The organism is Ornithinicoccus sp. (assembly GCF_057176825.1).
This window is the reverse complement of sequence record NZ_CM169976.1, coordinates 3134256-3156646: the sequence shown is the minus strand read 5'-3', so window position 1 is coordinate 3156646 and position 22391 is coordinate 3134256. Positions and strand designations below refer to the sequence as shown.

The following is a 22391-nucleotide window of genomic DNA, read 5'->3' as shown; positions in this document are numbered from 1 at the left end:
TCCATGTCGCGGGCCGCCGACGGTGGATGGAGCCAGTCGCCGCGACCTCAGTCGGTGCGCCGCCGTGCCCGGCCGCCGCGCCGCAGCCTGGCCAGCACGTCGACCAGTTCGGTGACACCGGGGGCCGCCGGCAGGGTCCAGGCCACGTGGAGCGGGATCCGCCAGGGCGGGTCGAGCGGGGCGTAGGAGAGCTGGCGGGAGGTCTCGTGGGCGAAGTCGAACGGCACTAGCGAGAACGCCTCGCCGATCGTCAGGTGGTAGGAGCGGGACCCCGAGAAGCGGCTGGAGGACTCCAGCACCTGCGGGTCCAGACCCCGGTCACGGCAGGCCTGCCGCACGGCGTCGTAGTACTCCTCGTGCTGGGCCCGCGGCCAGATCAGCAGCTTGCGGTCCGCCAGGGTGCCCAGGTCCACCGGCACGGTCGGATCGAGGTCGCCGCCCGCGGAGAGCACGCACATCTCGTCGCCGGCGACCCGCACCCGCCTGGTGCCGGGAGCCTCGGCCAGGAAGTGGCCCACGCCGACGTCGGCCTCCCGGGCGGCGAGGGCCTGCGGCACCCCGCCGGTCGGGACCTCCACCACCTCCAGCTGCAGCCCGCTCTCCCCGGCCTCGAGGGTGTGCAGCAGGGTCGGGACGAGCCGGTTCACCAGGCTCGGGGTGGCCGCCAGCCGGACCAGGTGCCGGGTGCGGGTCAGCCGCTCCGCCTCCGCACCCAGCTCCTCGGCCCCGGCCAGCACCTGCTCGGCCAGCGGGAGCAGCGTCGTCCCGGCCTCGGTGAGGCTGGTCCCGGCTCGGGAGCGCACGAACAACTCGACCCGCAGAGCCCGCTCCAGGGACCGTATGTCGGCGCTCACCGTGGGCTGGGACAGACCCAGTGCCTCGGCGGCACGCCCGAAGTGCTCGGTGTGGGCGAGGGTGGCAAAGACTCTCAGTTGGCGCAGTGAGAAGCGCATCGACACACCTCCTCATAGAGCCACTCTATGGCACGATCCGACCCTCGGTCTGGTAGTTCGCCGGACGCCCTCCTACCGTGGGAGGGACGCATCCGCCCCGCCCGAAGGAAGCCCATGACCAGCAGTTTCATCGCCGTCTCGACCGAGGTCGCCGAGGCCGTCGCGCAGCACCGTCCCGTCGTCGCCCTGGAGTCGACGATCTTCACCCACGGGCTGCCCCGGCCGCGCAACATCGAGGTCGCCGAGGAGGCCGAGCAGATCGTGCGCGATGCCGGCGCCGTCCCGGCCACGATCGGCGTCTACCACGGCACCCCCACGGTGGGTCTGACCCGCGACCAGATCGTGGAACTGAGCAACGACGACGAGGTGCTGAAGTCCGGGATCCGGGAGTTGGCCCTGGGGGCCGTCAACGGCAAGAACGCCGGCACCACCATTGCCGCCACCTCCTTCCTGGCGCACCGCACCGGCATCAAGGTGTTCGCCACCGGCGGGCTGGGTGGGGTGCACCACGGTGCCGCCACCAACTTCGACGAGTCGGCCGACCTGGTGGCGCTGGCGACCAACCCGATCGTGCTGGTCAGCTCCGGCGCCAAGGCGGTGCTCGACATCCACGCCACTCTGGAGCGGTTCGAGACCCTGAGCGTGCCGATCGTGGGCTACCGCACCCACGCCTACCCCGGCTTCTACGCCGCGGAGTCCGGCTTCACCGTGCCGCACCGGGTGGAGAGCCCGCAGGACATCGCCACCATCTACCGCGCGCAGCGCCACCTGGAGCTGCGGACCGCGCTGCTGGTCGGCAACCCGGTCCCCGTCGAGGAGCAGCTCGACCCGACGCTGCTGGACGGAGTCATCGAGAAGGCGTGGGCGGCCCTGGACGAGCAGGGCGTCTCCGGCCAGGAGGTCACCCCGTTCCTGCTGGAGTTCATCCGGCAGGAGACCGGTGACGCCAGCCTGGACGCCAACGTCGCGCTCTATCGCAACAACGTCCGGCTCGCCGCCCAGGTCGGCCTGGCCCTGGAAGCGCACCCCGGGTCCCACTGATGCTCGGCGTCATCGGTGACGTCGTCCAGGACGTGGTGGTCTGGCTGCTGGAGGAGCCGCGCCCCGCGACGGACACCCGGTCCCGGATCACGATGCGCCGGGGCGGATCCGCGGCTAACGTGGCCGCCTTCGCCGGGCGCCGCGTCCCCACCCGCTTCATCGGGTGCGTCGGGGATGACCTGGCCGGGCGGGTGCTCGCCGACGAACTGGCCGGCCACGGGGTCGACGTGCGCCTGCAGCAGCACGGCGACACCGGGACGATCGTGGTGCATGTCGACCGGGCGGGGGAGCGGCACATGTTCCCCTCCCGCGGAGCGTCCGCGATGCTGCAGCCGGTGGACGCCGACTGGCTGGACGGGATCGACCTGCTGCACCTCACCGGCTACTCCCTGCAGGAGGAGCCGGCGGCGGGCAGCGCCCTCGCCGCCGCACGGGCGGTGCGGGCCGCGGGTGGTCGGCTGTCCCTGGACGTGTCCTCCACCGGGATGATCGACCTCTACGGGCGGGCGGCGTTCCTGGACCTGCTGGTCGACCTGGCACCCGACGTCGTCTCGGCCAACCGGGAGGAGGCGCTGCTGCTGGGGCTGATCACCGACGACCACCGCCCCGGCCCCGAGCTGCACCGGCTGGGCGAGGGCGTGCTGCTGGCCCGCGCCGGCGCCGAGGCGACCCGTGTCCTGCGCCGAGACGAGGTCGTCGCGGTGGTGCCGGTCGAGCCCGCCGAGCAGGTCCGCGACGTCACCGGCGCCGGTGACGCGTTCAACGCCGGGTTCCTCTCCGCGCTCCTGCAGGACCCGGCGGAGCCGGCCAGGGAGGACCTGGCCGCCGCCTGTGCCGCCGGGCACGCCCTGGCGCGCCGTGTCCTCGCCCACCCCGGAGCGTCCGAGGGCGAGCCGACGGGGGAGTAGACCGCGCCGGAGCGGGGCCGTTCAGGACGCGACGTGGGCCACCCGGAAGGTGAACTCGCTGATCCGCTGCGGCCGCGCCAGGGTCCGGCCGGACTCGGACATGGTGACCGCCTCGCCGTCGGTCAGCGAGCGGAACCCGCCGGTGGAGTAGGCGGAGATCTCGTCGAAGTAGACGATGCCGAACGGCGCCAGCGGGTTCTGCGGGGCCTGGGCGTAGCCTCGGCTGACACCGGCGTTGACCACCACGGCGGGCGGGAAGAAGCTGTCGAACGAGGCGTTCACGGTCTGTGCGCTGGTCTCGTTGGCCAGGGTCAGGTTGGCGCGGCCCTTCGGCCCGGGGTCCAGGCACAGCGAGAGGCTGAGCACGTCGCCCGGCTCGATCGGAAGTGCGCCGGGGCTGATGCCGGTGGCCTCGACCCGGCTGGTGACCTGCTGCGCGGCGTCGACGGTCATCTCCACGTGGACGTCGAGCAGGCCCAGACCCGCGAACGTCCGGAACCGGACCGGCCCGTGCGGCGATGGCGTGTGCCGCAGGTTGGGCACCGTCATCGTGACGAAGAGGCTGGTGAACGGCTGGCCGAAGCTGGTCCGCTCGAACCCGCACGCCTCCCGCGGGAACAGGGTGAGCGCCTCGGTGCCGACACCCGTGTGCGCAGCCGCACCCACCTGCCGCGTGGTCACCGGGAGGTGGGCGAAGGTGCGGTACCGCGCCACCTTCCGCTCCCACAGTGCCGCCAGCCCCGGCTGCGCCTGTGGGTCGGGGCGCGGCGGCACGGCATACCGCCGCAGTTCCTCCGGTGCGGCCGTCATCGGGTCGAAGCCGCGCGGTGCGGTCTGTTTCGTGGACATGGCTTTCTCCTTCGCTCTGGGCGGCGTCGCGCGGCGCCCGCCCGACAACAAAGAGGGCGCGCGGAGCACGCCGATACGTGCAGCATGGGTCCATGACCGCACTGAGAGGACGCTGGGCCGGGTGACCGGATGGACCTGTATGGCGATCGGCGGGGTGCAGTTCGTCGGCGGCACCCGCGGGGAGCCCGGCATGGCGGCCGATCCGACCGTCGACTCGCACGTGCGCTTCATGGGCCCGGTGTTCGCCGGCTATGGCCTGGGCTGGCTCGACGCCGCCGCGGGCGAGGGCGACGCCGACCTGGACCGTATGCGGATGCTCGCCGGGCTGATGGCCCTCGGCGGGGTGGGGCGGCTGGTAACCCGGGCCACCGTCGGCCGGCCCCACCGGTTCCACGACCTGTTGCTCGCCAACGAGCTCGCGGCGCCGGTCGTCGTCGAGGTCGTGGCCCGCCGCGAGGAGTGACGCGGTCTGCAGGAGCCCTGTCCTCTACCATGCAGCCCGTTTTCGTTATACGATATTCCCATGACGGTGGACGAGCAGGTGACGGACGCGCAGATCCAGAAGTGGGCGGACGAGGCCCAGGCTGGGTATGACGTCGAGGAACTGAAGCGCCGCGGTCGAGGCCGTCCGGGACGTGGGGCTGAGCCCATGCAGGTCATCGCCGTGCGACTCACGGCGGAGGAGATCGCCGCGCTGGATGCCTACGCCGAGCGGGAGCACGTGAGTCGCTCTGAAGCTATCCGGCGGGCGCTGGCCAACCACGCCGCGTGAAGGTGTATCGCAGCGCACTCAAGCACGGCGTGCTGTCTGAAGACGCGATCCAGGCTGCCGACCTATCGCTGTGGATCGAACCTCTTGAGGATGATGAGTGGCCGCACCGCGAGCTGCGCCTCGGCTTCGATACTCAGGCTCGGCTGCTGGAGACCGTCGTCCTTGTGCTCAAGAGCGGCGAGGAGATCGTCATCCACGCTATGCCTGCCCGACGGCAGTACTGGGAACTCTTGCCCTGAGCCTCAATCCGCTGGGCGGGTTGTATGCGGCGGGGTCTTCGCTGCGGGCAGGTCTTGACCGCTGCCATGGTCGAATCTGGCTGCATGGGGCGCCAGACAGGGAGTCCGTCCACTCTGACGACGTCGCGGGGTGATAACTCGCGACGGCGGTAGCGGAGGTCTGGCTGGGTGGTTTTCCTGCGCCCCGGCGTCGTGAACTCATACCTGGACGGAACGTAGTCACCGAGCCGATGCACGACGGCTGCAGACTCTCCGGAGACCACGACCGCACCTGGTGGCGTCCTGGGTGATTGGCTGCTCAATAGCCAGGCCGCACGAAGGGACGGCAAGGGCCCCCGCAGAGGAGGGCAGTTCGTAGACGCCGTGGCGCACATGTTGCAGGGTGCCGGCGTCTGCCAGACGCTTGAGGTGCATCTTGGATAAGCCGGAGGCGTGGGCCTGGGATGTTGTCACCAGGCCCAATGAGTCGAGCCAAGAGTTCGAGGGTCTCGGGGCTCACAAGTCGAGCCGGGCGACTGCCTCGTCGCCTTCCATCTCGCCGGTGAGGACGAACCCGGCCTTGAGATAGAACGGCTCAGGTCCGCCCGGGGCCTGCACCCAGCTCGTCTCGGCCCGGGTGTGGCCGGCAGCGCGCAGCTCCTGCGCCCAGCTGTCCAGGGCGCGGGCGCCGATCCCGCGGCCCTGGTGGCGGCGGTCGATGAGGAACCGCCAGAGGTAGGGGTGCGGCGTCCCCTCGTTGACGCCGTCGGCATACATCAAGAACCCGGCTGCCTCGCCGTCGGCCTCGATCCCGCGGAGCACGGGCACGACCGGGTGCCCCTGCTCCGGCTCGGGGAAGAGGGCATCGCCGTACGACCGGTCCATGGTGGCGACGAACTGCTCCTGCGACTTGTGGGTGCGCAGCGCCTGGTACTGCGCGAAGTTGGCATGGGTGAGCTCGACGAGCCGCACCTGATCCGGCGCCGTCCGCGGCCGGTCCCGCCAGGCCCGCCGGTCCTCGGCTGACATGGAGTAGAGGAGGTTGTCGTCCCAGGTGCCCCGCCACCAGTACGACTTGCGGGTCAGGGACTCGACGGTCATCCCGAGCCGCTCGAGCATGCGGGCGCTGGCGTCGTTGTCGGGGGAGAGTTGGGCGATGATGCGGTGCACGCCCACGTGGTCGACGAGGTGGTCGACGACCGCTGACAGGGCCTCCACGGCATACCCCTTGCCCTGGTGGGGACTGTTCAGCGTGCAGCCGATCTCGGCGATGCCCCCGTGCTCATCGACCCCGACGTACATGTCGCCGACCAACTCCCCGTCGACGTCGATCGCGAGCTGGGTGCTCTCGCCGGTCAGGACGTCCTCGCGGTCGGCCAGGGCGGCGACCATGCGCTCGGCGCGCTCGCGCGGGTAGGGCAGGTCCCAATCCTGCAGGGCGTTGACCTCGGGGTCGTTGCGGTATGCCGTGAGGGTGTCGATGTCCTCGGCCCGGGGCATGCGGATGAGCAGACGCTCGGTCCGCAGGGAGAAGGGGGTGTTGCTCACCCCGTCATGGTCGACCCCTGCGCGGGGCATCGCAACGGGATTGTGGGCGGCAGCGGTCCAGCGTCGAGCATGAGGCCGCCGGCGGCGGGCTCCGCCCACGCCCTTCCGGCTAGGGTTTGGTCGGACTGGACAAGTGGGCCGATGTCGATGGCACTGGAGAGTGGCTAGCCGAGGGATGGGACCGGGCGCTGGCCCACTGACCGAGAGCACCGGGACGAGAATGACGGACGACGATGCACGAGGTGGCCCGCGGCAGGTCACCCGCGAGAGTGTTCAGCCGGAGGACCGTAGCTTCTTCGACTTCAACCCGGTGCTGGCCGTGTACCCCGGGCCGTGGGTCTTTGCCCGGTTGCCCATGGTGGGAGTCGGGCTGGTGGCCGTCGGCGTTCTCGTGGGATCGGTGCTGCTCGTCACGGTCGTCCTCGTGGCTTCGACGATGCTCAACCCGCTGGACGGCAACGGCCCAGCCTTCACCGCCATGTTGGTGGTTGCCGGCCTGCTGGCGTGGGGCCTGTTCGCGGTCGCGCGGCACACCCGGCGCGGCACACTGCGATCGTCGTCGGGCAAGCGGTTCTCGGAGGTCCGGATCGCGGTCCACGGGTCCGCCGCGCTCGCCCGTAGGCTCCACGACGGGCTGGCCGCCGGGCATGCCACCCGGGACGAGATCTTCGCCGAGCAGCAGCGCGGGGAACCCGGGGGGCGTGTGACTGTCGCGGTTTACAGGCAGCCGACCGATGGGACCGCCCTGGCCACCGTGCACCACGGGGCCGAGACCCCGGGACCGGTGAGCGTGTGGCCACCGGTGGCGATCTCCCTGGAGCAGGCGTTGGCTCTGGTGCGGGGCAGTGGCCTCGGCTCATCGCCGCCGGACTATCCGTTGGACTGAGCCGCGCCGCGGCGCAGCGGACCCTCAATCCCAGAGATGACGGAGGTTCTCGGCCACCCAATGCAGCGCTGCCTGGGCCGCGGCGTACTCAGCGTCCCTGCCGTCGTGGACTCCCTCCTGGACGAGGTCGCTCCAGAGGCTGAGAGCCTCGCCGTGCGTGCGAAGGTCTCGAGTCCACGACGCGTGGTCGGCGTAGGGACCGGTCCCCGGATAGCCGTGTGCGTCATCCGCGAGGTGGAGTAGGCCGCCGCCAAGGACGCCGGAGATGTAGGCATCGAGGTTCCACGCGTCGTCGGCCGACCAACCTCGGCGGGCCCGCTGCAGCGAGCGATCGGCCATGCGCAGCGAACGCTTCGGCAAGCTGGCCATCCGTAGGGCGGTGGCGAGATGCCGAGGTATCCCGTGGTCCACGGGACTCCATGCACCCCGGTCGTTCTCTTCCTCCATGTCTGCCAGTGTGTCGGACTGGTGTGACACTGCCGGGATGGAGCGTGAGGCCTTGTGTCAGTCGACGCCCTTGGCTTTCGCATTCTCGAGCACCTCATCTGGCCAGGCTCCGCTGACGTCATCGAGCGACACCTGCACGGCGTGCTGCACGAACCCCGAAACGCTATCGGCCCTGCCCTCGGAGACCAGTGCCCTGATCGCCACTACGGCATCCGACGGCAGCGTGACGGTGACCTTCGCCATACGAACGACGATACGCACCGCCACGAGTCCTGACTACGCCGTATGCAGCCGCTCACCCGTGAGTCGGCTGAGACGACGCCGGGCATGCCTCGCCTGGAGCTGATCGGCACGGACCCCACGGCAGAAGCGGCGCCGCGGGAGCGGGGTGGTGTGGGGGATCCTGGTCGAGGGCACCCTAGTGTTGGTGGGAGTTGACACACACCCTGGCGGGCGCGCAAGCGGAGCGAGTCCGAGCAGATTGAGCGGAGGTGGGCGCATGTCGGCGACGAAGCTCCTGGTACTCGGTGTCGTGCACCTCTCCGGCGGCGCGCATGGCTACCAGGTGCGGTCCGAACTGCAGAGCTGGGGTGTGGAGAGTTGGGCCAAGATCAAGCCCGGCTCGATTTATCACGCGCTGAAGAAGGCGGCGGCTGATGGCCTCCTCACCGAACACACCGAGCCGGGCAACGCCGGGCCGGAGCGCGTTCTGTACCGCGCGACAGCTCGGGGACGTGACGAGATAGTCGCAATGGTCCGCGACGGTCTGCGGCGCACCCACGACCCGGCCATGCTCAACGCGTCCATCGCCCTGTTGCCCATGCTGACCAGGACAGATGCCATCGCGCACGTTAGCGAGCGGGTCGCGCGCCTGGAAGCGGAGCTCGTAGCGCAGGCCAAGTGGCGGGAGCACCCCAATCGGGACACACCCGAGCACGTCCGCGATCAGGCCGAATTGTGGGCGGGACACGCACGCACCGAACTGGAGTGGGCGAAGAGGCTGAGCAAACGACTGTCTGAGGGCGCCTACACCATGGCCGATGATCCGGGTTCGTGGCGAACGGTCTCCGATCACCTCAAGATCACCTTCTAATCAAACTTGACTAGATGCTTCCTCCTCATGTACTTTGGCCAAGTAATCAAACTTGACTAGCGCAACCAATCCGTTCGCACCACCGAGAGAAGGACTCGAACCCATGGGAAAGCTCGCGATCGAGACGAGAGGGTTGAAGAAGAGCTTCGGCAAGACCCACGCGGTCGCCGGTGTGGACCTGGCCGTGAGCGCCGGGGGCGTGTACGGCGTGCTCGGCCCGAACGGGGCGGGCAAGACCACCACGATCCGCATGCTCGCCACGCTCCTGCGCCCCGACGCCGGAGAGGCGCAAGTGCTCGGCTACGACGTCGTGCGTGACTGACGCCGTTCGGTACGGAGCCGGGTGAGCCTTACCGGGCAGTTCGCGTCGGTCGATGAGGACCTCACCGGGGTGGAGAACCTGCTGCTGCTCGCCAGGCTGCTACGGCTACTCGCGCCCGCGGGCCAGGCGCGCGAGCGGCCGACCTGCTCGACGCATTCGGCCTCGCCGATGCCGCCGACCGGCAGGTGAAGAAGTACTCCGGCGGGATGCGCCGGCGCATCGACATCGCAGCGTAGCCTGGTCGTCCCCCCCGAACTGATCTTCCTCGACGAGCCGACCACCGGGCTCGACCCGCGCAGTAAGAACCAGGTCTGGGAGATCGTCAGGCGGTTTGGTCGCCGAAGGCACGACCGTGTTGCTGACCACGCAGTACCTCGACGAGGCCGACCAGTTGGCCGACCGCATCGCGGTGATCGACCACGGCAAGGTCATCGCCGAGGGCACCAGCGGCCAGCTCAAGGCATCGGTCGGCGCCGGCTCGCTGCACGTACGCCTCCGTGGCCCCGAGCGGCGGGCCGAGGCCGAGCGGGTCCTCGCCGCCGCTCTCGACGTGCCGATCGAGCTCTCCGCCGACCCGGTCGCACTGTCCGCGGGGATCTCCGACCCCGAGCGGGTCGCCCGCGCCCTGGCCGAGCTATCCCGCGGCGGCATACGACGTCACCGAGTTCGCGCTCGGCCAGCCGAGCCTGGACGAGGTGTTTCTCGCCCTGACCGGTCAGCCCGTCCGAGGAGACGACTCAAGGAGGATGCCGCATGAATGCCACGTCCGCGGAGCAGGCGTCGGTGCGCGCGTCACCGAGGTCAACGCGCTGCGCGGTGTGCTCTTGGCCGGTGAGCGCCCGCCCGCGACCCGGTCCGGTGAGCGACCTCGTTCGACATTCGCGCTGGCGCGCCCTCCTGAAGATCAAGCACGTGCCCGAGCAGCTCGTCGACGTGACCATGTTCCCGATCATGTTCACGTTGATGTTCACCTACCTGTTCGGTGGCGCGCTCGCCGGGTCGACTCAGGAATACTTGCAGTTCCTGCTGCCGGGCATCCTGGTGCAGGCGAACGTCATGATCACCATGAACACTGGCTATTACGCTGAACACCGACATTCAAAAGGGCGTGTTCGACAGGTTCAGGTCGCTCCCGGTGTGGCGACCGTCCCCGCTGGTCGGCGCCCTGCTCGGCGATACTGGTGCGCTACTCGATCGGGTCGGCGATCGTCATCATGCTCGGCCTGGTCCTAGGGTTCCGGCCGGAGGGTGGCGCCGTCGGCGTGGTGCTCTCGGTGGTGCTGCTGCTGGTGTTCTCGTTCTGCCTGTCGTGGCTGTGGACGATGCTCAGCCTGATCCTGCGCTCGCCGAACTCGGTGGCGGGAGTCAGCATGATGCTGATGTTCCCGCTGACGTTCGTGAGCAACATCTTCGTGGACCCGAAGACGATGCCCGGATGGCTTCAGGCGGTCGTCGAGGTCAACCCGATCACCCACCTGGCGACCGTGGTACGCGGCCTGATGGACGGCTCGGTGCCCGCCGGGGAAATCGGCTGGGTGCTCGTCTCGTCCGTACTTCTCGTCGCGGTCTTCGGTCCCATCACCATGGTCCTCTACCGCAACAAGAAGTAGATGCCGCTACCGCGAGCACTTCGTCGACATCAACTCCGACAACCTGGCCCACTCGGTCAACGCCATCACCGGTACGAGGCTCGGACACGACAAGGAGAGCCGAATGAGCACCATCCCCAAGAACAACTCGGAAACGGTTGCGCACACGCCCGGGCGGGCGAGCAGCATCGGGGTCTGGATTCTGCAAGTCGTGCTGGCGGCGATAATCGCCGGCGGCGGAATCTCGAAGCTCGCCGGCGACCCGGTCATGGTGGACATGTTCGCCGACATCGGAGCTGGCCAGTGGCTCCGGTACCTGGTCGGAGCGCTGGAGGTCGCGGGAGGGGTTGGACTTCTGATCCCGGCTCTGGCGGGCCTGGCCAGTCTCGGGTTGGCGGCATTGCTGACCGGTGCTGTCATCACCGATCAGTTCGTGCTCGAGCAGAGCCCTTGGCTGCCGCTCGCCCTTCTCGTCGTGGCGGCCGTGATCGCAAGGGCGCGGTGGTCGCGCACCGAGGCCGTCGTCGGCACGCTGCTCGGGCGCTGAGACCAACCTCTCGAACGGAGATGTGAGATGAATGAGATGGCCTTTCGCGTGACATCAAACGATGGCACCACCATCGCCTACGACAGGGAAGGAAGCGGTCCGGCCGTCATTCTGGTGGGCGGGGGACTCGACGACGGGGCCGAGAACGCTCCCTTGGCGCCGGCTCTCGCCGAGCACTTCACGGTCTACAACTATGCCCGTCGGGGACGCGGCGCGAGCGGCTTCACCGAGCCTTACGCCGTGGAAAGGGAGATCGAGGACCTGGATGCGTTGATCGCGGAGGCGGGCGGCTCGGCACACCTGTTCGGGGCATCCTCAGGCGGCGCGCTGGCGATGGAGGCCGCCGCGGCCGGGTCAGCCATCGACACGATCGCCGTGTGGGAGGTGCCCTACGCGGTCGGGGACGACTTACGCCCGCGATTCGAGGAGTACATCGCAGACACCCGACGCGCCTTCGACGCCGGGCGAGACGAGGAGGTTCTCGAACTGTTCATGCGCATGACCGGCGCCTCCGACGACAACATCGCGGCCAGGAAAGCGGCAGGCAAGCAGACGGCGCATTGGGCGGATTCGGTCGCCCTCGCGCCCACGCTGGTCCACGACAGCGTCTTCCTCAACCGCTACCAATTGCCGGCCGATCGACTGGCAACGGTCACCCAACCGGTCCTGGTCACCACCGGAGGACCGATCACGGTCCCCTACATGGCAGGCCTGCCCTCGGACTTCTTCGACCGCGCAGCCGACGAGCTTGCAGACCTACTACCCCACGCTCAACGGGAGACCCTCGAGGGGCCGGATCACGTCGTCGACCCACAGACCGTCGGCCCGCTGCTGCTGCGGTTCTTCAGCAGCGAGCACTGAGGGGCCTGCGGGGTGTTGTCGAGGAGTCGGCCGGGTAGGACGCCGAGAGTCCCCGAAGATAGGGCAATGGGATCGTCGTTCCCCCGCGACGCGTTACATGTAGCGAGGAAGCATGACAGTGATCCGCCGGGTGAATGCGTAGCGGCGCAGGATGCGTGAGCGCGGTCATCGGTCGGTGCAGATCTGGGTGCCCGACGTGCGAAGCGAGTGGTTTGCGCAGGATGCGCGCCGGCAGGCGGGCTAGTCGCTCGATCGGACTAACTCTCCGACGAGCAACAGTTCGTCGAGGCAGTCGCCCGTGTCCTGGGACGAGGAGGGAGACGCGGAGGGGACTGCTGCACGGATAGGTGACAGTTGTTAGTCACGCAGCCAGAGTGGCTGGTGTGGTCATGATGGTCTCGTACTCGATGGGGGTCAACCGGCCGAGGCGCGGCCTGTCGTCGGCGGCGGTGGTAGGTCCGTTCGATCCAGGTGACGATCGCGATCCGCAGCTCCTCGCGGGTGGTCCAGGAGCGGCGGTCGAGGACGTTCTTCTGGAGCAGCGCGAAGAAGCGACTCCATGGCTGCGTTGTCACCGGCCGCGCCGACCCTGCCCATGGATCCGACCATGCCGTGGCGGTTCAGCGCGCGCACGAACTTCCGGCTTCGAAATTGCGACCCTCGGTCGGTGTGAACCACGCAGCCGGCCACGTCGCCGCGCCGGGCGACGGCGTTGTTCGAGCGCGCGCGACCGCCGAGCCGGGACTTCATCCGGGAGTCGATGGAGTAGCCCACGATCCGGTTGGAGTAGACGTCCTTGATCGCGCACAGGTAGAGCTTGCCCTCGCCGGTCCGGTGCTCGGTGATGTCCGTCAGCCACAGCTCGTTCGGGCCGTCGGCGGTGAAGCTCGTGCCGGACCAGGTCGTGCGTGCGACCGGCGGAGGTCGTCGTGGACCGCTGGCCGGGCTTCGCCGCGTGCCTGCTGCTTGCCGAACGCCGCTCCACCAGCCGTTGCTCGGCGCAGATCCGCCACGCGGTCCGATCCGCCATCGGCTCGCCGGCGTCGGCGGGCCTCGTCGGCCAGGAACCGGTACCCGAACTCGGGGTCGTCGCTGGTGGGCGTCGAACAGCGCGTTGGCGCGGTAGGCCTCCTCGAGTTCGCTGTCGGTGACCGGGTGGGCCAGCCACCGGTAGTAGGGCTGGCGAGCGATCTTGAGCACCCGGCACGTCACCGTGACGGGGATCCCGTCGACGGCCAGCTCGCGGACGAGCGGGTACATCATTTTCCCGGCAGGTTCGCCTGCGACAGGTAGGCCGCGGCGCGGCGCAGGACCTCGTTCTCCTGCTCCAGCAGCCGGATCCGCTTCCGCAGCCTCACGCAGCTCGGCGCGACTCGACTGCGGTCACCACCGGGCTGCTCGCCGTCATCGACATCGGCCTTGCTTCATCCACTTGTACAGCGTGGTCGACGTGGATCGCCGAAGTCCTTCGCGATCTGCGCCAGCGTCGACATCCGGCTCACGGTTCCGAGCGACGCGAACCACGTCGTCGCGGAACTCCTTGGGGTAGGGCTTGGGCACGGTGAACATCCTTCCAGCCCAGCCTCTCGGACTAGGCAGCTCAGATGTCACCTATCCGTGCAGCAGTCCCCTGGACGCGATCGCCACCTCCGACGCCTCCCCGGCGGTGAACCTCATCGACCTCGGCCTGCTGCGCACCGTCGAGTCGACCCACGTCACGGAAGGCCATCCAGAGAGCTTCGAGCAGGCCGTCCGCGCCTCGCTGGCGGCCGCCCGCCGGACCGCCGAGGTCGTGGGCATCCTGGACGTGCACGTCGCCCGACGCCAGGACATCGTCGCCCTCCCGTCACGCCGCCGTCTGCCCAGCGGCGACGTGCAGATCGTCGAGTACCACCCGGCCCAGCACAGCACCCCCACGCCACGCCACGAGGGCCGCAGGGCTCCGAGCGGGGAGACGCCCAAGGTCGCCGGGAAGCCGTTCCCGCGGCGGGTGCAGCAGTGGAAGAACGCGCTGCTCGACCTGAGCCTGCGCAATCGGTTGATCAACTTCAGCACCCGGTATGCCGTGGAGCTGGTCGTCCCCGACGGTCACCTGGGCGCGGCGGAGGACCTGGTGCACGCCGGCAAGGCCCTCACCCTGCTCCCCTCGGACCAGGTGGACTCGGTCCAGGCCGCCCGTGGCATCCGCTGGGGTCGCGACCTGCCGCAAGAGCAATTGGCCGAGCTGCTCTCCAACCGGGCGGCACTGCATACGGATCTCTCGTCCGAGACCTACACCACCCGGCTGCGCGGGCTCGGCTACAAGGCGCGCACCATCGAGGAGGAGACCGGCGCCAACAACCTCTACCTGGGCCTCGGGTCGCTGGTCTGGGAGCTGGACGGCCGTCCGCTGCGCAGCCCGCTCATCCTGGTCCCCGTCAAACTGGTCGCGACCGGGAGAGGCGAGCGCACGACATACCGTCTCCGGCTGGACGACTCCGGGGGCAGCACCCCCAACTACTGCCTGCTGGAGAAGCTTAAGCAGACCCACGGGCTGCACATCCCCGAGCTCAGCGAGCCCCAGGAGGACCTGTCCGGCATCGACCTGGAGCAGACCCTGGACCGGGTGCGGGTCGCGCTGGCGAGCAAGGGGCTGCCGTTCCACGTCGAGAACACCGCGCACCTGGCGATCCTGCAGTTCGCCAAGTTCCGGCTGTGGAAGGACCTGGACGAGCACTGGGAGACGCTGTTGCGCAACCCGCTCGCCGCCCACCTGGCGCACACGCCGACCGAGCACTTCGCCGACCCTGCCGCGCAGCAGGCCCTCGAGGCCGACCTGGACGAGCTGGCCGCGCAGTGCCCCATCCCGGCCGACGGCTCCCAGCTGCGCGCTATCGCCGAGGCCGTGGCCGGGCGCACCTTCGTCATCGAGGGACCGCCCGGCACCGGCAAGTCGCAGACCATCACCAACCTGCTGGCGCGCAGCCTGGCCGAGGGCAAGCGGGTGCTCTTCGTCGCCGAGAAGCGGGCCGCGCTCGACGTGGTGAAGGACCGGCTGGACGCCATCGGGCTCGATGCCTTCCGGCTGGACCTGCACGACAAGGCCAGCAAGCCAGCCACCGTGCGGGCCCAGCTCAAGGCGGCGATCGAGCACCGGGCCGTCGTCGACGCCGAGGGGCTGTCGGTGGCCGGGGAGGAGTTGCGGTCCGCCTCCCGGGCGTTGACCCGCTATCGCGACCGGCTGCACGAGACGAATGCCGCGGGACTCTCGCTCTACAGCGCGCACACCCGAGGGCTGGCCCTGGCCGGCGCCGCCGAGCTGCCGGTCCCGGAGAGCCTGCTCGGGCAGGGCAACGAGCAGCGGATCCGCGAGCTGCGCAGCCTGCTGGTCGAGCTCTCCGACGTGGCCGGGCCGGCACGGCCGCAGGCACACCACCCGTGGGGGTTCGTCGGCGTCGACGCCCTCGCGGAGGACGACTGGCCGCGGGTGGCGGCGGCTGCGCAGGACGTGGACCGGGCGGTGCGTGCCGTGCCGCGCGATGGCCGCCTTGGCGCGGCGCTCGGGGCGGCCAGGACTGTCTCCGACCTCGTGGCGCTGTCCCGCCTCGCTGGTGCCGCACGTCCGCCGCTGGGGTTGCTGGACGAGACCCGCACGGCCCGCTGGCAGGACGCCACCGCCGCGCTGCGTGCTGAGGTGCGCACCTTCGCCGCGGCGGCCCACCCCGGGCTCGACCTGGCGACCCCGGCCGCGCTCGACCTGCCGCTCGGCGACCTCCACGCGCGGGCTCAGGCCGCGGCACAGTCCTCCTGGTTCGGTCGCAAGAAGCGGCTGCGGGCCGTGGTCGAGCAGTTGCGGCCAGGGCTGCGGGACGGCGCGGAGGTGCACCACAAGCAGGTGCTCGAGCTGACCGGCGCCCTGGTCCAGGTGCAGTCCGCGGTCCGCGCGCTCGCCGGCCGCGCCCAGGTGATCCCGGGCGTGCAGGTGCCCGAGTCGTGGAACCCGCTCACCGACGAGGGCCGGCAGGTCCTCGACCGCCAGGTGGAGTGGCTGGACTGGGCCGGCCGGTCCGTGGGGCAGCGGGCCGACTCCGGGTTCGTCGGTGCGCTGCGTGAGTTCGTCGCCTCGGGCGAGGCGGTCCGCCCGGAGACGGCGCAGACCCTCGGGACCCTGGTGGGCGGTATGCAGCAACTCACCCGGGCGCTCGGCGTCACCGACGAGGGATGGCAGGCCTGGGCAGGGGACCTGGGTCTGCTGGTCCGGTGGTCTCAGACCGAGGCGGGCCGTGGCACCGGCGATGCGCGGCTGGCACCGTTGCGGCGCTGGCTCGCGCTGCGCTCGCACCTGGCGCCGCTGGTCCCGGTCGGGATGGGTGAGGCGCGCGAGGCGCTGCTGTCGGGGGCGGTGAGTGCGGACGAGGCACCCCGCGCGTTCGACCGAGGCGTGGCGGCGGCATCGGTGCGCGAACGGCATACGGCATCGGCGCTGGACGGCTTCGACCCGACCAGCCACGAGCAGACGATCCGACGATTTGCCCGCGCCGGCGATGTCGTCTGTGGCCTGCTGCCGGACTCCCTGGCCCGCTTCTTCCCGGTCCGGGAGGAGCTCTTCGACCTGGTGATCTTCGACGAGGCCTCGCAGATCAGGGTGGCCGACGCGATCGGCGCCATCGGCCGGGCCAGCTCCGTGGTCGTGGTCGGCGACAGCAAGCAGATGCCGCCGACCTCGTTCGCCGAGTCCACGATCGTGCCGGACGACCACGAGGAGGAGATCGTCGGGGCCACCCTGGTGGAGGACCAGGAGAGCATCCTGTCCGAGGCCGTCCAGGCGCGGGTGGACCGGCACTGGCTGTCCTGGCACTACCGCAGCCAGGACGAGTCGCTGATCGCGTTCAGTAACCGGCACTACTACCAGGGCAAGCTCAGCTCCTTCCCCTCGCCGACCACCGGCTCCGCGGACCCGGGGGTGCACGGCTACGGGATCAGCCTGGTCCGGGTGAACGGCACCTTCCACCGGGACGGCAAGGGCAAGTTGCTGCGCACCAACCCGGTCGAGGCGGAGGCGATCGTCGCCGACCTGGTCCGCCGGTGTGACGCCCACACCGGCGACGGCTTCCCCTCGGTCGGCATCGTCACCTTCAACCAGCAGCAGCGCACCTACATCGAGGCGCTGATCCGCGATCACGACGACCCCCGGATCGCCGGAGCCCTCGACGCCGACGACGGCGAGGGGTTGTTCGTGAAGAACCTGGAGAACGTCCAGGGCGACGAGCGCGACGTGATCCTCTTCTCCACGGCGTTCAGCGTCAATGACAAGGGTGTCCTACCGCTGAACTTCGGCCCGCTTAACCGCGACGGTGGTGAGCGCCGTCTCAACGTGGCCATCACCCGGGCCCGTCGCCAGGTTGTCATCTACTCCTCCTTCGACCCGGTGCAGCTGCGCGCCGACGAGACGTCCTCCACCGGCATCGGGCACCTGCGGGCCTACCTGGACCTGGCGGCGGCAGGAACGGCGAACTTCGCCGACGAGGTCCGTCGCTCGGGCGAGGTGGACCGGCACCGGGAGCACCTCGCCGCTGCCCTCCGCGACCGCGACCTGGTGGTGACGACCGACCTGGGCCTGTCCGACTTCAAGGTGGACTTGGCGCTCGCGTCCAGCGACGAACCCGACCGTCGTCTGGTCGCTGTGGTGCTGGATGGCCCCGGTTGGGCCGAGCGGCTCACGGTCGGAGACCGGGACGGCCTCCCCGTCCAGGTGCTCGGGGACATGCTCGGCTGGCCCGCGGTCGCGCGTGTCTGGCTGCCCGCCTGGCTCGCCGATCCGGACTCCGTCCTCGACCAGCTCGTGACGACGGTGGAGCGTGCCGTCGACGGACCCGACCGCGAGGAGTCCGGTCCCGCCGAGGCCAGGGCCGAGCTGTCTGAGCCGGACAACCCTGAGCAGGAGCTTGCGGCCGAGCCATCGGAGTCCGAGGCCAGCACTTCCCCGGGCAGTTCGGTCCTCCCCGCTGGTGTCGGAGCCCCTCTCGGGGATCGCGAGATCGCACGTGGAGGAGGCGCCTCGTCGCCTGTCGACCTCCCGGCACCGGAGGGGCAGGCCGCGCCGGGCGAGGGCTCTCCTCGGATGTCTGGCGAGCAGGGCTTCACCGGATGGGAGCCCGGGGCGCTGGGACCCCGCAGCGTGTTGGACGGACTGCCCTCACCGGGCAGTCGACAGCGGGTAGCCGCCGCGATCGAGGAGGCCGTCGCCGCCGAAGGGCCGATCCACGAGACCCGCCTGGTGCGACTGGTCGCGGCGGCCTTCGACCTGACCCGGGTCAGCCCGCAGCGGTCCACCCAGATCCTGCGGTGCGTCCCCTCGGGATGGCGGGTAGCCGAGGAGAAGGGCGTCATCTGGGACGGTCGGGTCGACTTCGCCAGCTGGGCCAACTTCCGGAGCGACGAGTCAGGCACCAGAGACATCGAGCAGGTGCCGCTGCGTGAGATCGGCAACGCGATGCGTGCCCTGGCACGGGCCACCGGCGGCCTCACCCAGGACGAGCTCCTCCGCGAGGCGCTCGGCGTTTTCGGCTTCACCCGGATGACGCCTCGCGTCACCGCCCGGATGGAGCAAGCCCTCTCCTTCGCCCTCGCCAACGGACTTGTGAGTCGCCCGGATGGGGAGCACTTCGAGGAGGGGAGTCGCCCCTAGCGACGTGGAGACCGCCCTGCCCGCGGGTCTCGACAACTGCAGACGTCACACCTGACAGCAGTATTTACCGAGTTGACCGGAAAGGGGCTCTTCGCAGTTGAGGGTGTAACGGTCGTCCGCGCGTCGCTCGCTGGATGAGGGTCGAGGTCTTCCGATGATGGGAGTTCTCACACCGCCCATCCGAAAGACCTCGACGTGCCTGACGCTACTACCTTCGCCTGCCCTGACCTGACCACCTTCACCCGCCTGGACGAGCTCGGCCTGGAGGCGACCGGCCAGCTGCTCGAGCCCGACCGCGCCGTCTTGAAGTGTCGGGTCGTGGACCCCGACGACTGGTGCCGCCGGTGCGGCTGCCAGGGCGTGGCCAGGGACACCGTCGTCCGTCGGCTCGCGCACGCGCCGTTCGGGTGGCGTCCCACCACCCTGCTGGTCACGGTGCGCCGGTACCGGTGCTCCGAGTGCGGTCACGTGTGGCGCCAGGACACCACCGCCGCGGCCGAGCCACGGGCGAAGATCTCCCGGGGCGGGCTGGCCTGGGCCCTGGTCGGCATCGTGGTCCAGCACCTGTCCATGGCTCGCGTCGCCGAGGGGCTGGGCGTGGCGTGGCACACCGCCAACGATGCTGTCCTGGCCGAAGGACACCGGCTGCTGATCGACGATCCGGCCCGTCTGGACGGGGTCGAGGTCCTCGGGGTCGATGAGCATTGTTGGCGTCACACCCGTCGCGGGGACAAGTTCATCACGGTGATCATCGACCTGACCCCGGTCCGTGACGGGACTGGGCCGGCGCGGCTGCTGGACATGGTCGAGGGCCGCTCGAAGAAAGCGTTCAAGACCTGGCTGGACGAGCGGGACCAGACCTGGCGCGACGGGGTGCAGGTGGTGGCCATGGATGGTTTCAGTGGCTTCAAGACCGCCACCACCGAAGAGCTGCCCGAGGCGGTCAGCGTGATGGATCCGTTTCACGTAGTCCAGCTGGCCGGGGAGGCGATGGACGACTGTCGTCGCCGAGTCCAGCAGGAGACCTGCGGGCACCGAGGCCGCAAGGGCGACCCGCTGTACTCGGCCCGGCGGACCCTGCACACCGGCGCTGACCTGCTCACCGACAAGCAGCAAGCCCGCCTTGAGGCGCTCTTCGCGGTCGAGCAGCACGTCGCGGTCGAGGCGACCTGGGGCATCTACCAGCGAATGGTCGCCGCCTACCGCGAACCCGACCGCAGCCAGGGCCGCGAGCAGATGCAGTCGGTGATCGATGCCGTCCGCCAGGGCGTCCCGGCCGGTCTGAGCGAGCTGCGCAGGCTCGGACGCACCCTGACCCGCCGCGCCGAGGACGTCCTGGCCTACTTCGACCGTCCCCGCACATCGAATGGGCCTACAGAAGCGATCAATGGCCGCCTCGAGCACCTGAGGGGCTCCGCCCTCGGGTTCCGCAACCTCACCAACTACATCGCACGCGCACTCCTCGAGGCCGGCGGATTCAGACCCCAACTACACCCTTGAATGCGAAGAGCCGGATTCAGACCCCAACTACACCCTTGAATGCGAAGAGCCCTATATTCTGCGTGTGGGTCTCTCCGGGATGCGGATTCTTGGTTGGGCGGGATGCCATTCTTCAGTTTCCTTCTTGGGTGGCGTGCGACCGAAACTCCTTGGTTGCTTCGGTTGGTGATGGTTTAGTGTTGCGTTCGGTTCGTGGGCCGATTGCGCGGAGCGCTCCGAGGATGGCCACGAGGTCGACGACTTCCTGTAACCAGGCGCCGAGGAGCGCGGGGAGAAATCCGAAGGCGGCGATGAGCATGAGTCCGACGCTGATGACGATGCCGAGCCAGATGCTCTGCAGTGCGATGCGCACGGTGTCTTTTCCGATTCTTACCGCGCGCGGCAGTGTGGCGAGGGTGTCATATCGGTTCACTATGTCCGCGGACTCGGAGGCAGCGGTTGCACCGCGTGCTCCCATCGCAAAACCGATATCTGCGGCGGCGAGCACCGGCGCGTCATTGAGTCCGTCGCCGACCATAATGAGCGGGCGGGGCTGAACGGCACTGACGATACGCACCTTGTCGCCAGGGCGGCACTCCGCGTGCACCTCGCTGATTCCGATGCTCTTGGCGATTGGTTCGGCGGTCGCTGCGACGTCTCCGGTGACGATCAGGGCGCGCTCGATGCCGAGTTCGTTCAGATCTTGGAGTGCTTGGCGGGTTTCTTCACGCACCTGGTCTCGCATTACAATCGCCCCAGCGAATCGGTCGCCGACCGCGACGTAGATCGCGAGTTCACCCGGCGCGAGGGCGGTCAGCACAAGGTCAGACGCATAAGTGCGCACCCAGGAAGGCTTACCGACCCGGACAATCACCGCCTTCGGCGCACCGCGCCTGCGCAGGGTGGCTGCGACGCCATTGGTGGCGATCTCTTCGGCCTTTTCGGCTTCGAGGAGCAACAGACCATGCTGTTTCGCGAACTGAACGACGGACTCTGCGAGCACATGCGAGGAATACACTTCCGCTGAGGCTGCGAAGCGCAGCAGTTCATCCGCATTGGTGCCGTCGGCAGGCAGGATACGTTCGAGTACCGGTCTACCGGTCGTGAGAGTGCCGGTCTTGTCGAACGCTGCGGAGCGTGCCCGAGAGAGCTGTTCCAGGGTGCCGCCGCCTTTCACGATCAGCCCGTACCTCGCGGCACGGCTCATGCCACCGAGAAACGCGACCGGGGCGGCGATCAGCAGCGGGCAAGGAGTTGCCACGACCAGCACCTCTGCGAACCTGACGGCATTCCCGCTAACCGCCCAGGCGATCCCGGCGATAGCGAGCGCGAGCACCGTGAAGGGCACCGCGTACCGATCAGCGAGCCGCACAACTTTCGCCTTGCTGCCCGCAGCTTGCTCGACAAGACGCACAATGTGCTGATACTCGCTCTCTGAGGCCAGCGCTGCAGCGCGCAAGGTCACTGCGGCTTGACCGTTCACCGCACCGCTAGACACTTTCTCTCCGGCGACCCGCTCCACAGGTAGGCTCTCGCCAGTCAGAGAAGACTCGTCAAACACGGCGTGCTCAGAGACGACGACCGAGTCCACGGGCACAAGTGCGCCCGGCCTTACCAGCAGCAGATCACCTACCCGAACTTCTTCGACGGGCACTTCCTCGGTGACCGTATCAGGGGCATGGTCGGCCGCGCCGGTGTCGAGAATGCGTGTCGCCTGCTGCGGAGCTTTGCGCAGCAACGCGGTGAGTTCTCGCTTGGAACGATTCTCTGCGTAGTCCTCAAGCGCCACACCGCCGGTAAGCATCAACACGACCACGAGCGCCGCCCATGACTCCCCGACAAGCACTGCCGCAGTGATAGCCGTCACGGCAAGAACATCGAGCCCGGCATGCCCCTTGATGAGTTGCCGAATCATTCCGACCGCTTCCCAAGCCGCGATCACGAGCGCGTACCCGCCCACCAGCAACCCCGCTGCTTGCCTTGCAGGAGTCGCCAATAGAATCAACCCGACCACAGCAATGAAGAGCGTCGCGAACACGAGCGGATATGCCCTGGCCAGAGATGAAATACGCTCCATATGTTCATTCTCCCAGGCACGCTCCATGCCCACATCGCAGGCCAGCCTACCCTAAACGCCAAGCAGACACCAACTGCCGGAGTTCAGCGCCCTAGCCCGAGTGAAACTGCGCCAAGCACGACCGCCAGGCCAGT

General features: G+C 69.2%; 24 protein-coding genes and 1 pseudogene. 17 read left to right on the top strand and 8 right to left on the bottom strand.

Features of this window, described 5'->3' with window-relative positions; translation table 11 throughout:
• Positions 1 to 47: 47 nt before the first annotated feature.
• Positions 48 to 953, bottom strand: a complete 906-nt coding sequence (locus AC1QRC_RS15805) for a LysR family transcriptional regulator (RefSeq protein ID WP_484204213.1) — start codon at positions 951 to 953, stop codon at positions 48 to 50.
• A 114-nt stretch (positions 954 to 1067) separates the two neighbouring features.
• Here AC1QRC_RS15805 and AC1QRC_RS15800 point away from each other — a divergent pair, with 114 nt between their 5' ends.
• A complete protein-coding gene (locus AC1QRC_RS15800) occupies positions 1068 to 1994 on the top strand; it encodes a pseudouridine-5'-phosphate glycosidase (RefSeq protein WP_484204212.1) in 927 nt (308 codons plus the stop codon).
• Positions 1994 to 2902, top strand: coding sequence for a carbohydrate kinase family protein (locus tag AC1QRC_RS15795; RefSeq protein WP_484204211.1), 909 nt, complete (start codon positions 1994 to 1996; stop codon positions 2900 to 2902). Before AC1QRC_RS15800 ends, AC1QRC_RS15795 begins: the two co-directional genes overlap by 1 nt.
• Positions 2903 to 2923: 21 nt before the next feature.
• Here AC1QRC_RS15795 and AC1QRC_RS15790 read toward each other — a convergent pair whose 3' ends face one another.
• Entirely contained in the window at positions 2924 to 3751 is an 828-nt protein-coding gene (locus tag AC1QRC_RS15790; protein WP_484204210.1) for a hypothetical protein, read from the bottom strand.
• A 121-nt stretch (positions 3752 to 3872) separates the two neighbouring features.
• Between AC1QRC_RS15790 and AC1QRC_RS15785 the strand changes: the two genes are divergently transcribed.
• Genes AC1QRC_RS15785 through AC1QRC_RS15775 form a run of 3 tightly spaced genes read left to right on the top strand, consistent with a single transcriptional unit; the run spans position 3873 to position 4762 of the window.
• On the top strand, positions 3873 to 4214 hold the full coding sequence (locus AC1QRC_RS15785; protein ID WP_484204209.1) for a DUF4345 domain-containing protein: 342 nt from the start codon (positions 3873 to 3875) through the stop codon (positions 4212 to 4214).
• Positions 4215 to 4274: 60 nt separating this feature from the next.
• Positions 4275 to 4523, top strand: coding sequence for a DUF6290 family protein (locus AC1QRC_RS15780; RefSeq protein ID WP_484204208.1), 249 nt, complete (start codon positions 4275 to 4277; stop codon positions 4521 to 4523).
• On the top strand, positions 4520 to 4762 hold the full coding sequence (locus tag AC1QRC_RS15775) for a toxin (RefSeq protein WP_484204207.1): 243 nt from the start codon (positions 4520 to 4522) through the stop codon (positions 4760 to 4762). Before AC1QRC_RS15780 ends, AC1QRC_RS15775 begins: the two co-directional genes overlap by 4 nt.
• Before the next feature lie 219 nt (positions 4763 to 4981).
• On the opposite strand, the gene AC1QRC_RS15770 is transcribed toward AC1QRC_RS15775, so the two are convergent.
• Both AC1QRC_RS15770 and AC1QRC_RS15765 read right to left on the bottom strand, forming a co-directional pair.
• Positions 4982 to 5224 carry a type IV toxin-antitoxin system AbiEi family antitoxin domain-containing protein gene (locus AC1QRC_RS15770; protein WP_484204206.1) on the bottom strand — a complete coding sequence of 81 codons (243 nt, stop codon included), beginning with the start codon at positions 5222 to 5224 and terminating at the stop codon, positions 4982 to 4984.
• Positions 5225 to 5257: 33 nt separating this feature from the next.
• Positions 5258 to 6289, bottom strand: coding sequence for a GNAT family N-acetyltransferase (locus AC1QRC_RS15765; protein WP_484204205.1), 1032 nt, complete (start codon positions 6287 to 6289; stop codon positions 5258 to 5260).
• A 220-nt stretch (positions 6290 to 6509) separates the two neighbouring features.
• Between AC1QRC_RS15765 and AC1QRC_RS15760 the strand changes: the two genes are divergently transcribed.
• Positions 6510 to 7175: a hypothetical protein gene (locus tag AC1QRC_RS15760; RefSeq protein WP_484204204.1), complete on the top strand. Its 666-nt coding sequence runs from the start codon at positions 6510 to 6512 to the stop codon at positions 7173 to 7175.
• A 24-nt stretch (positions 7176 to 7199) separates the two neighbouring features.
• On the opposite strand, the gene AC1QRC_RS15755 is transcribed toward AC1QRC_RS15760, so the two are convergent.
• Complete coding sequence (locus AC1QRC_RS15755; protein ID WP_484204203.1) at positions 7200 to 7622, bottom strand: hypothetical protein; 423 nt, start codon at positions 7620 to 7622, stop codon at positions 7200 to 7202.
• Between the two features lie 57 nt (positions 7623 to 7679).
• The gene (locus AC1QRC_RS15750) at positions 7680 to 7865 is read right to left on the bottom strand and encodes a hypothetical protein (RefSeq protein WP_484204202.1); all 186 of its coding nucleotides are present in this window, start codon (positions 7863 to 7865) and stop codon (positions 7680 to 7682) included.
• Between the two features lie 256 nt (positions 7866 to 8121).
• Between AC1QRC_RS15750 and AC1QRC_RS15745 the strand changes: the two genes are divergently transcribed.
• The 9 genes from AC1QRC_RS15745 to AC1QRC_RS15705 all read left to right on the top strand — a co-directional run bounded on the left by AC1QRC_RS15745 (position 8122) and on the right by AC1QRC_RS15705 (position 12278).
• Positions 8122 to 8715 carry a PadR family transcriptional regulator gene (locus AC1QRC_RS15745; protein WP_484204201.1) on the top strand — a complete coding sequence of 198 codons (594 nt, stop codon included), beginning with the start codon at positions 8122 to 8124 and terminating at the stop codon, positions 8713 to 8715.
• Positions 8716 to 8818: 103 nt separating this feature from the next.
• Positions 8819 to 9037: an ATP-binding cassette domain-containing protein gene (locus tag AC1QRC_RS15740; protein ID WP_484204200.1), complete on the top strand. Its 219-nt coding sequence runs from the start codon at positions 8819 to 8821 to the stop codon at positions 9035 to 9037.
• A 21-nt stretch (positions 9038 to 9058) separates the two neighbouring features.
• Positions 9059 to 9226, top strand: a complete 168-nt coding sequence (locus AC1QRC_RS15735) for a hypothetical protein (protein WP_484204199.1) — start codon at positions 9059 to 9061, stop codon at positions 9224 to 9226.
• A gap of 163 nt (positions 9227 to 9389) precedes the next feature.
• Entirely contained in the window at positions 9390 to 9794 is a 405-nt protein-coding gene (locus tag AC1QRC_RS15730) for a hypothetical protein (RefSeq protein WP_484204198.1), read from the top strand.
• Positions 9795 to 9868: 74 nt separating this feature from the next.
• Complete coding sequence (locus AC1QRC_RS15725; RefSeq protein ID WP_484204197.1) at positions 9869 to 10270, top strand: hypothetical protein; 402 nt, start codon at positions 9869 to 9871, stop codon at positions 10268 to 10270.
• Positions 10252 to 10647 carry an ABC transporter permease gene (locus AC1QRC_RS15720; RefSeq protein ID WP_484204196.1) on the top strand — a complete coding sequence of 132 codons (396 nt, stop codon included), beginning with the start codon at positions 10252 to 10254 and terminating at the stop codon, positions 10645 to 10647. The genes AC1QRC_RS15725 and AC1QRC_RS15720 overlap by 19 nt, the downstream gene beginning before the upstream one ends.
• Positions 10648 to 10750: 103 nt before the next feature.
• Positions 10751 to 11173, top strand: a complete 423-nt coding sequence (locus AC1QRC_RS15715) for a DoxX family protein (RefSeq protein ID WP_484204195.1) — start codon at positions 10751 to 10753, stop codon at positions 11171 to 11173.
• 27 nt (positions 11174 to 11200) lie between these two features.
• A complete protein-coding gene (locus AC1QRC_RS15710; protein WP_484204194.1) occupies positions 11201 to 12034 on the top strand; it encodes an alpha/beta fold hydrolase in 834 nt (277 codons plus the stop codon).
• A 151-nt stretch (positions 12035 to 12185) separates the two neighbouring features.
• Entirely contained in the window at positions 12186 to 12278 is a 93-nt protein-coding gene (locus AC1QRC_RS15705) for an antitoxin MazE-like protein (protein ID WP_484204193.1), read from the top strand.
• 117 nt (positions 12279 to 12395) lie between these two features.
• Here AC1QRC_RS15705 and AC1QRC_RS15700 read toward each other — a convergent pair.
• Positions 12396 to 13594: pseudogene (locus AC1QRC_RS15700) on the bottom strand (IS3 family transposase).
• Positions 13595 to 13700: 106 nt separating this feature from the next.
• Here AC1QRC_RS15700 and AC1QRC_RS15695 point away from each other — a divergent pair.
• Together AC1QRC_RS15695 and AC1QRC_RS15690 are read left to right on the top strand one after the other, a co-directional pair.
• The gene (locus AC1QRC_RS15695; protein ID WP_484204192.1) at positions 13701 to 18701 is read left to right on the top strand and encodes a DUF3320 domain-containing protein; all 5001 of its coding nucleotides are present in this window, start codon (positions 13701 to 13703) and stop codon (positions 18699 to 18701) included.
• Positions 18702 to 18896: 195 nt separating this feature from the next.
• A complete protein-coding gene (locus AC1QRC_RS15690) occupies positions 18897 to 20201 on the top strand; it encodes an ISL3 family transposase (protein WP_484204191.1) in 1305 nt (434 codons plus the stop codon).
• A gap of 112 nt (positions 20202 to 20313) precedes the next feature.
• On the opposite strand, the gene AC1QRC_RS15685 is transcribed toward AC1QRC_RS15690, so the two are convergent.
• Positions 20314 to 22257, bottom strand: a complete 1944-nt coding sequence (locus tag AC1QRC_RS15685; protein WP_484206666.1) for a heavy metal translocating P-type ATPase — start codon at positions 22255 to 22257, stop codon at positions 20314 to 20316.
• Positions 22258 to 22391: the final 134 nt, after the last annotated feature.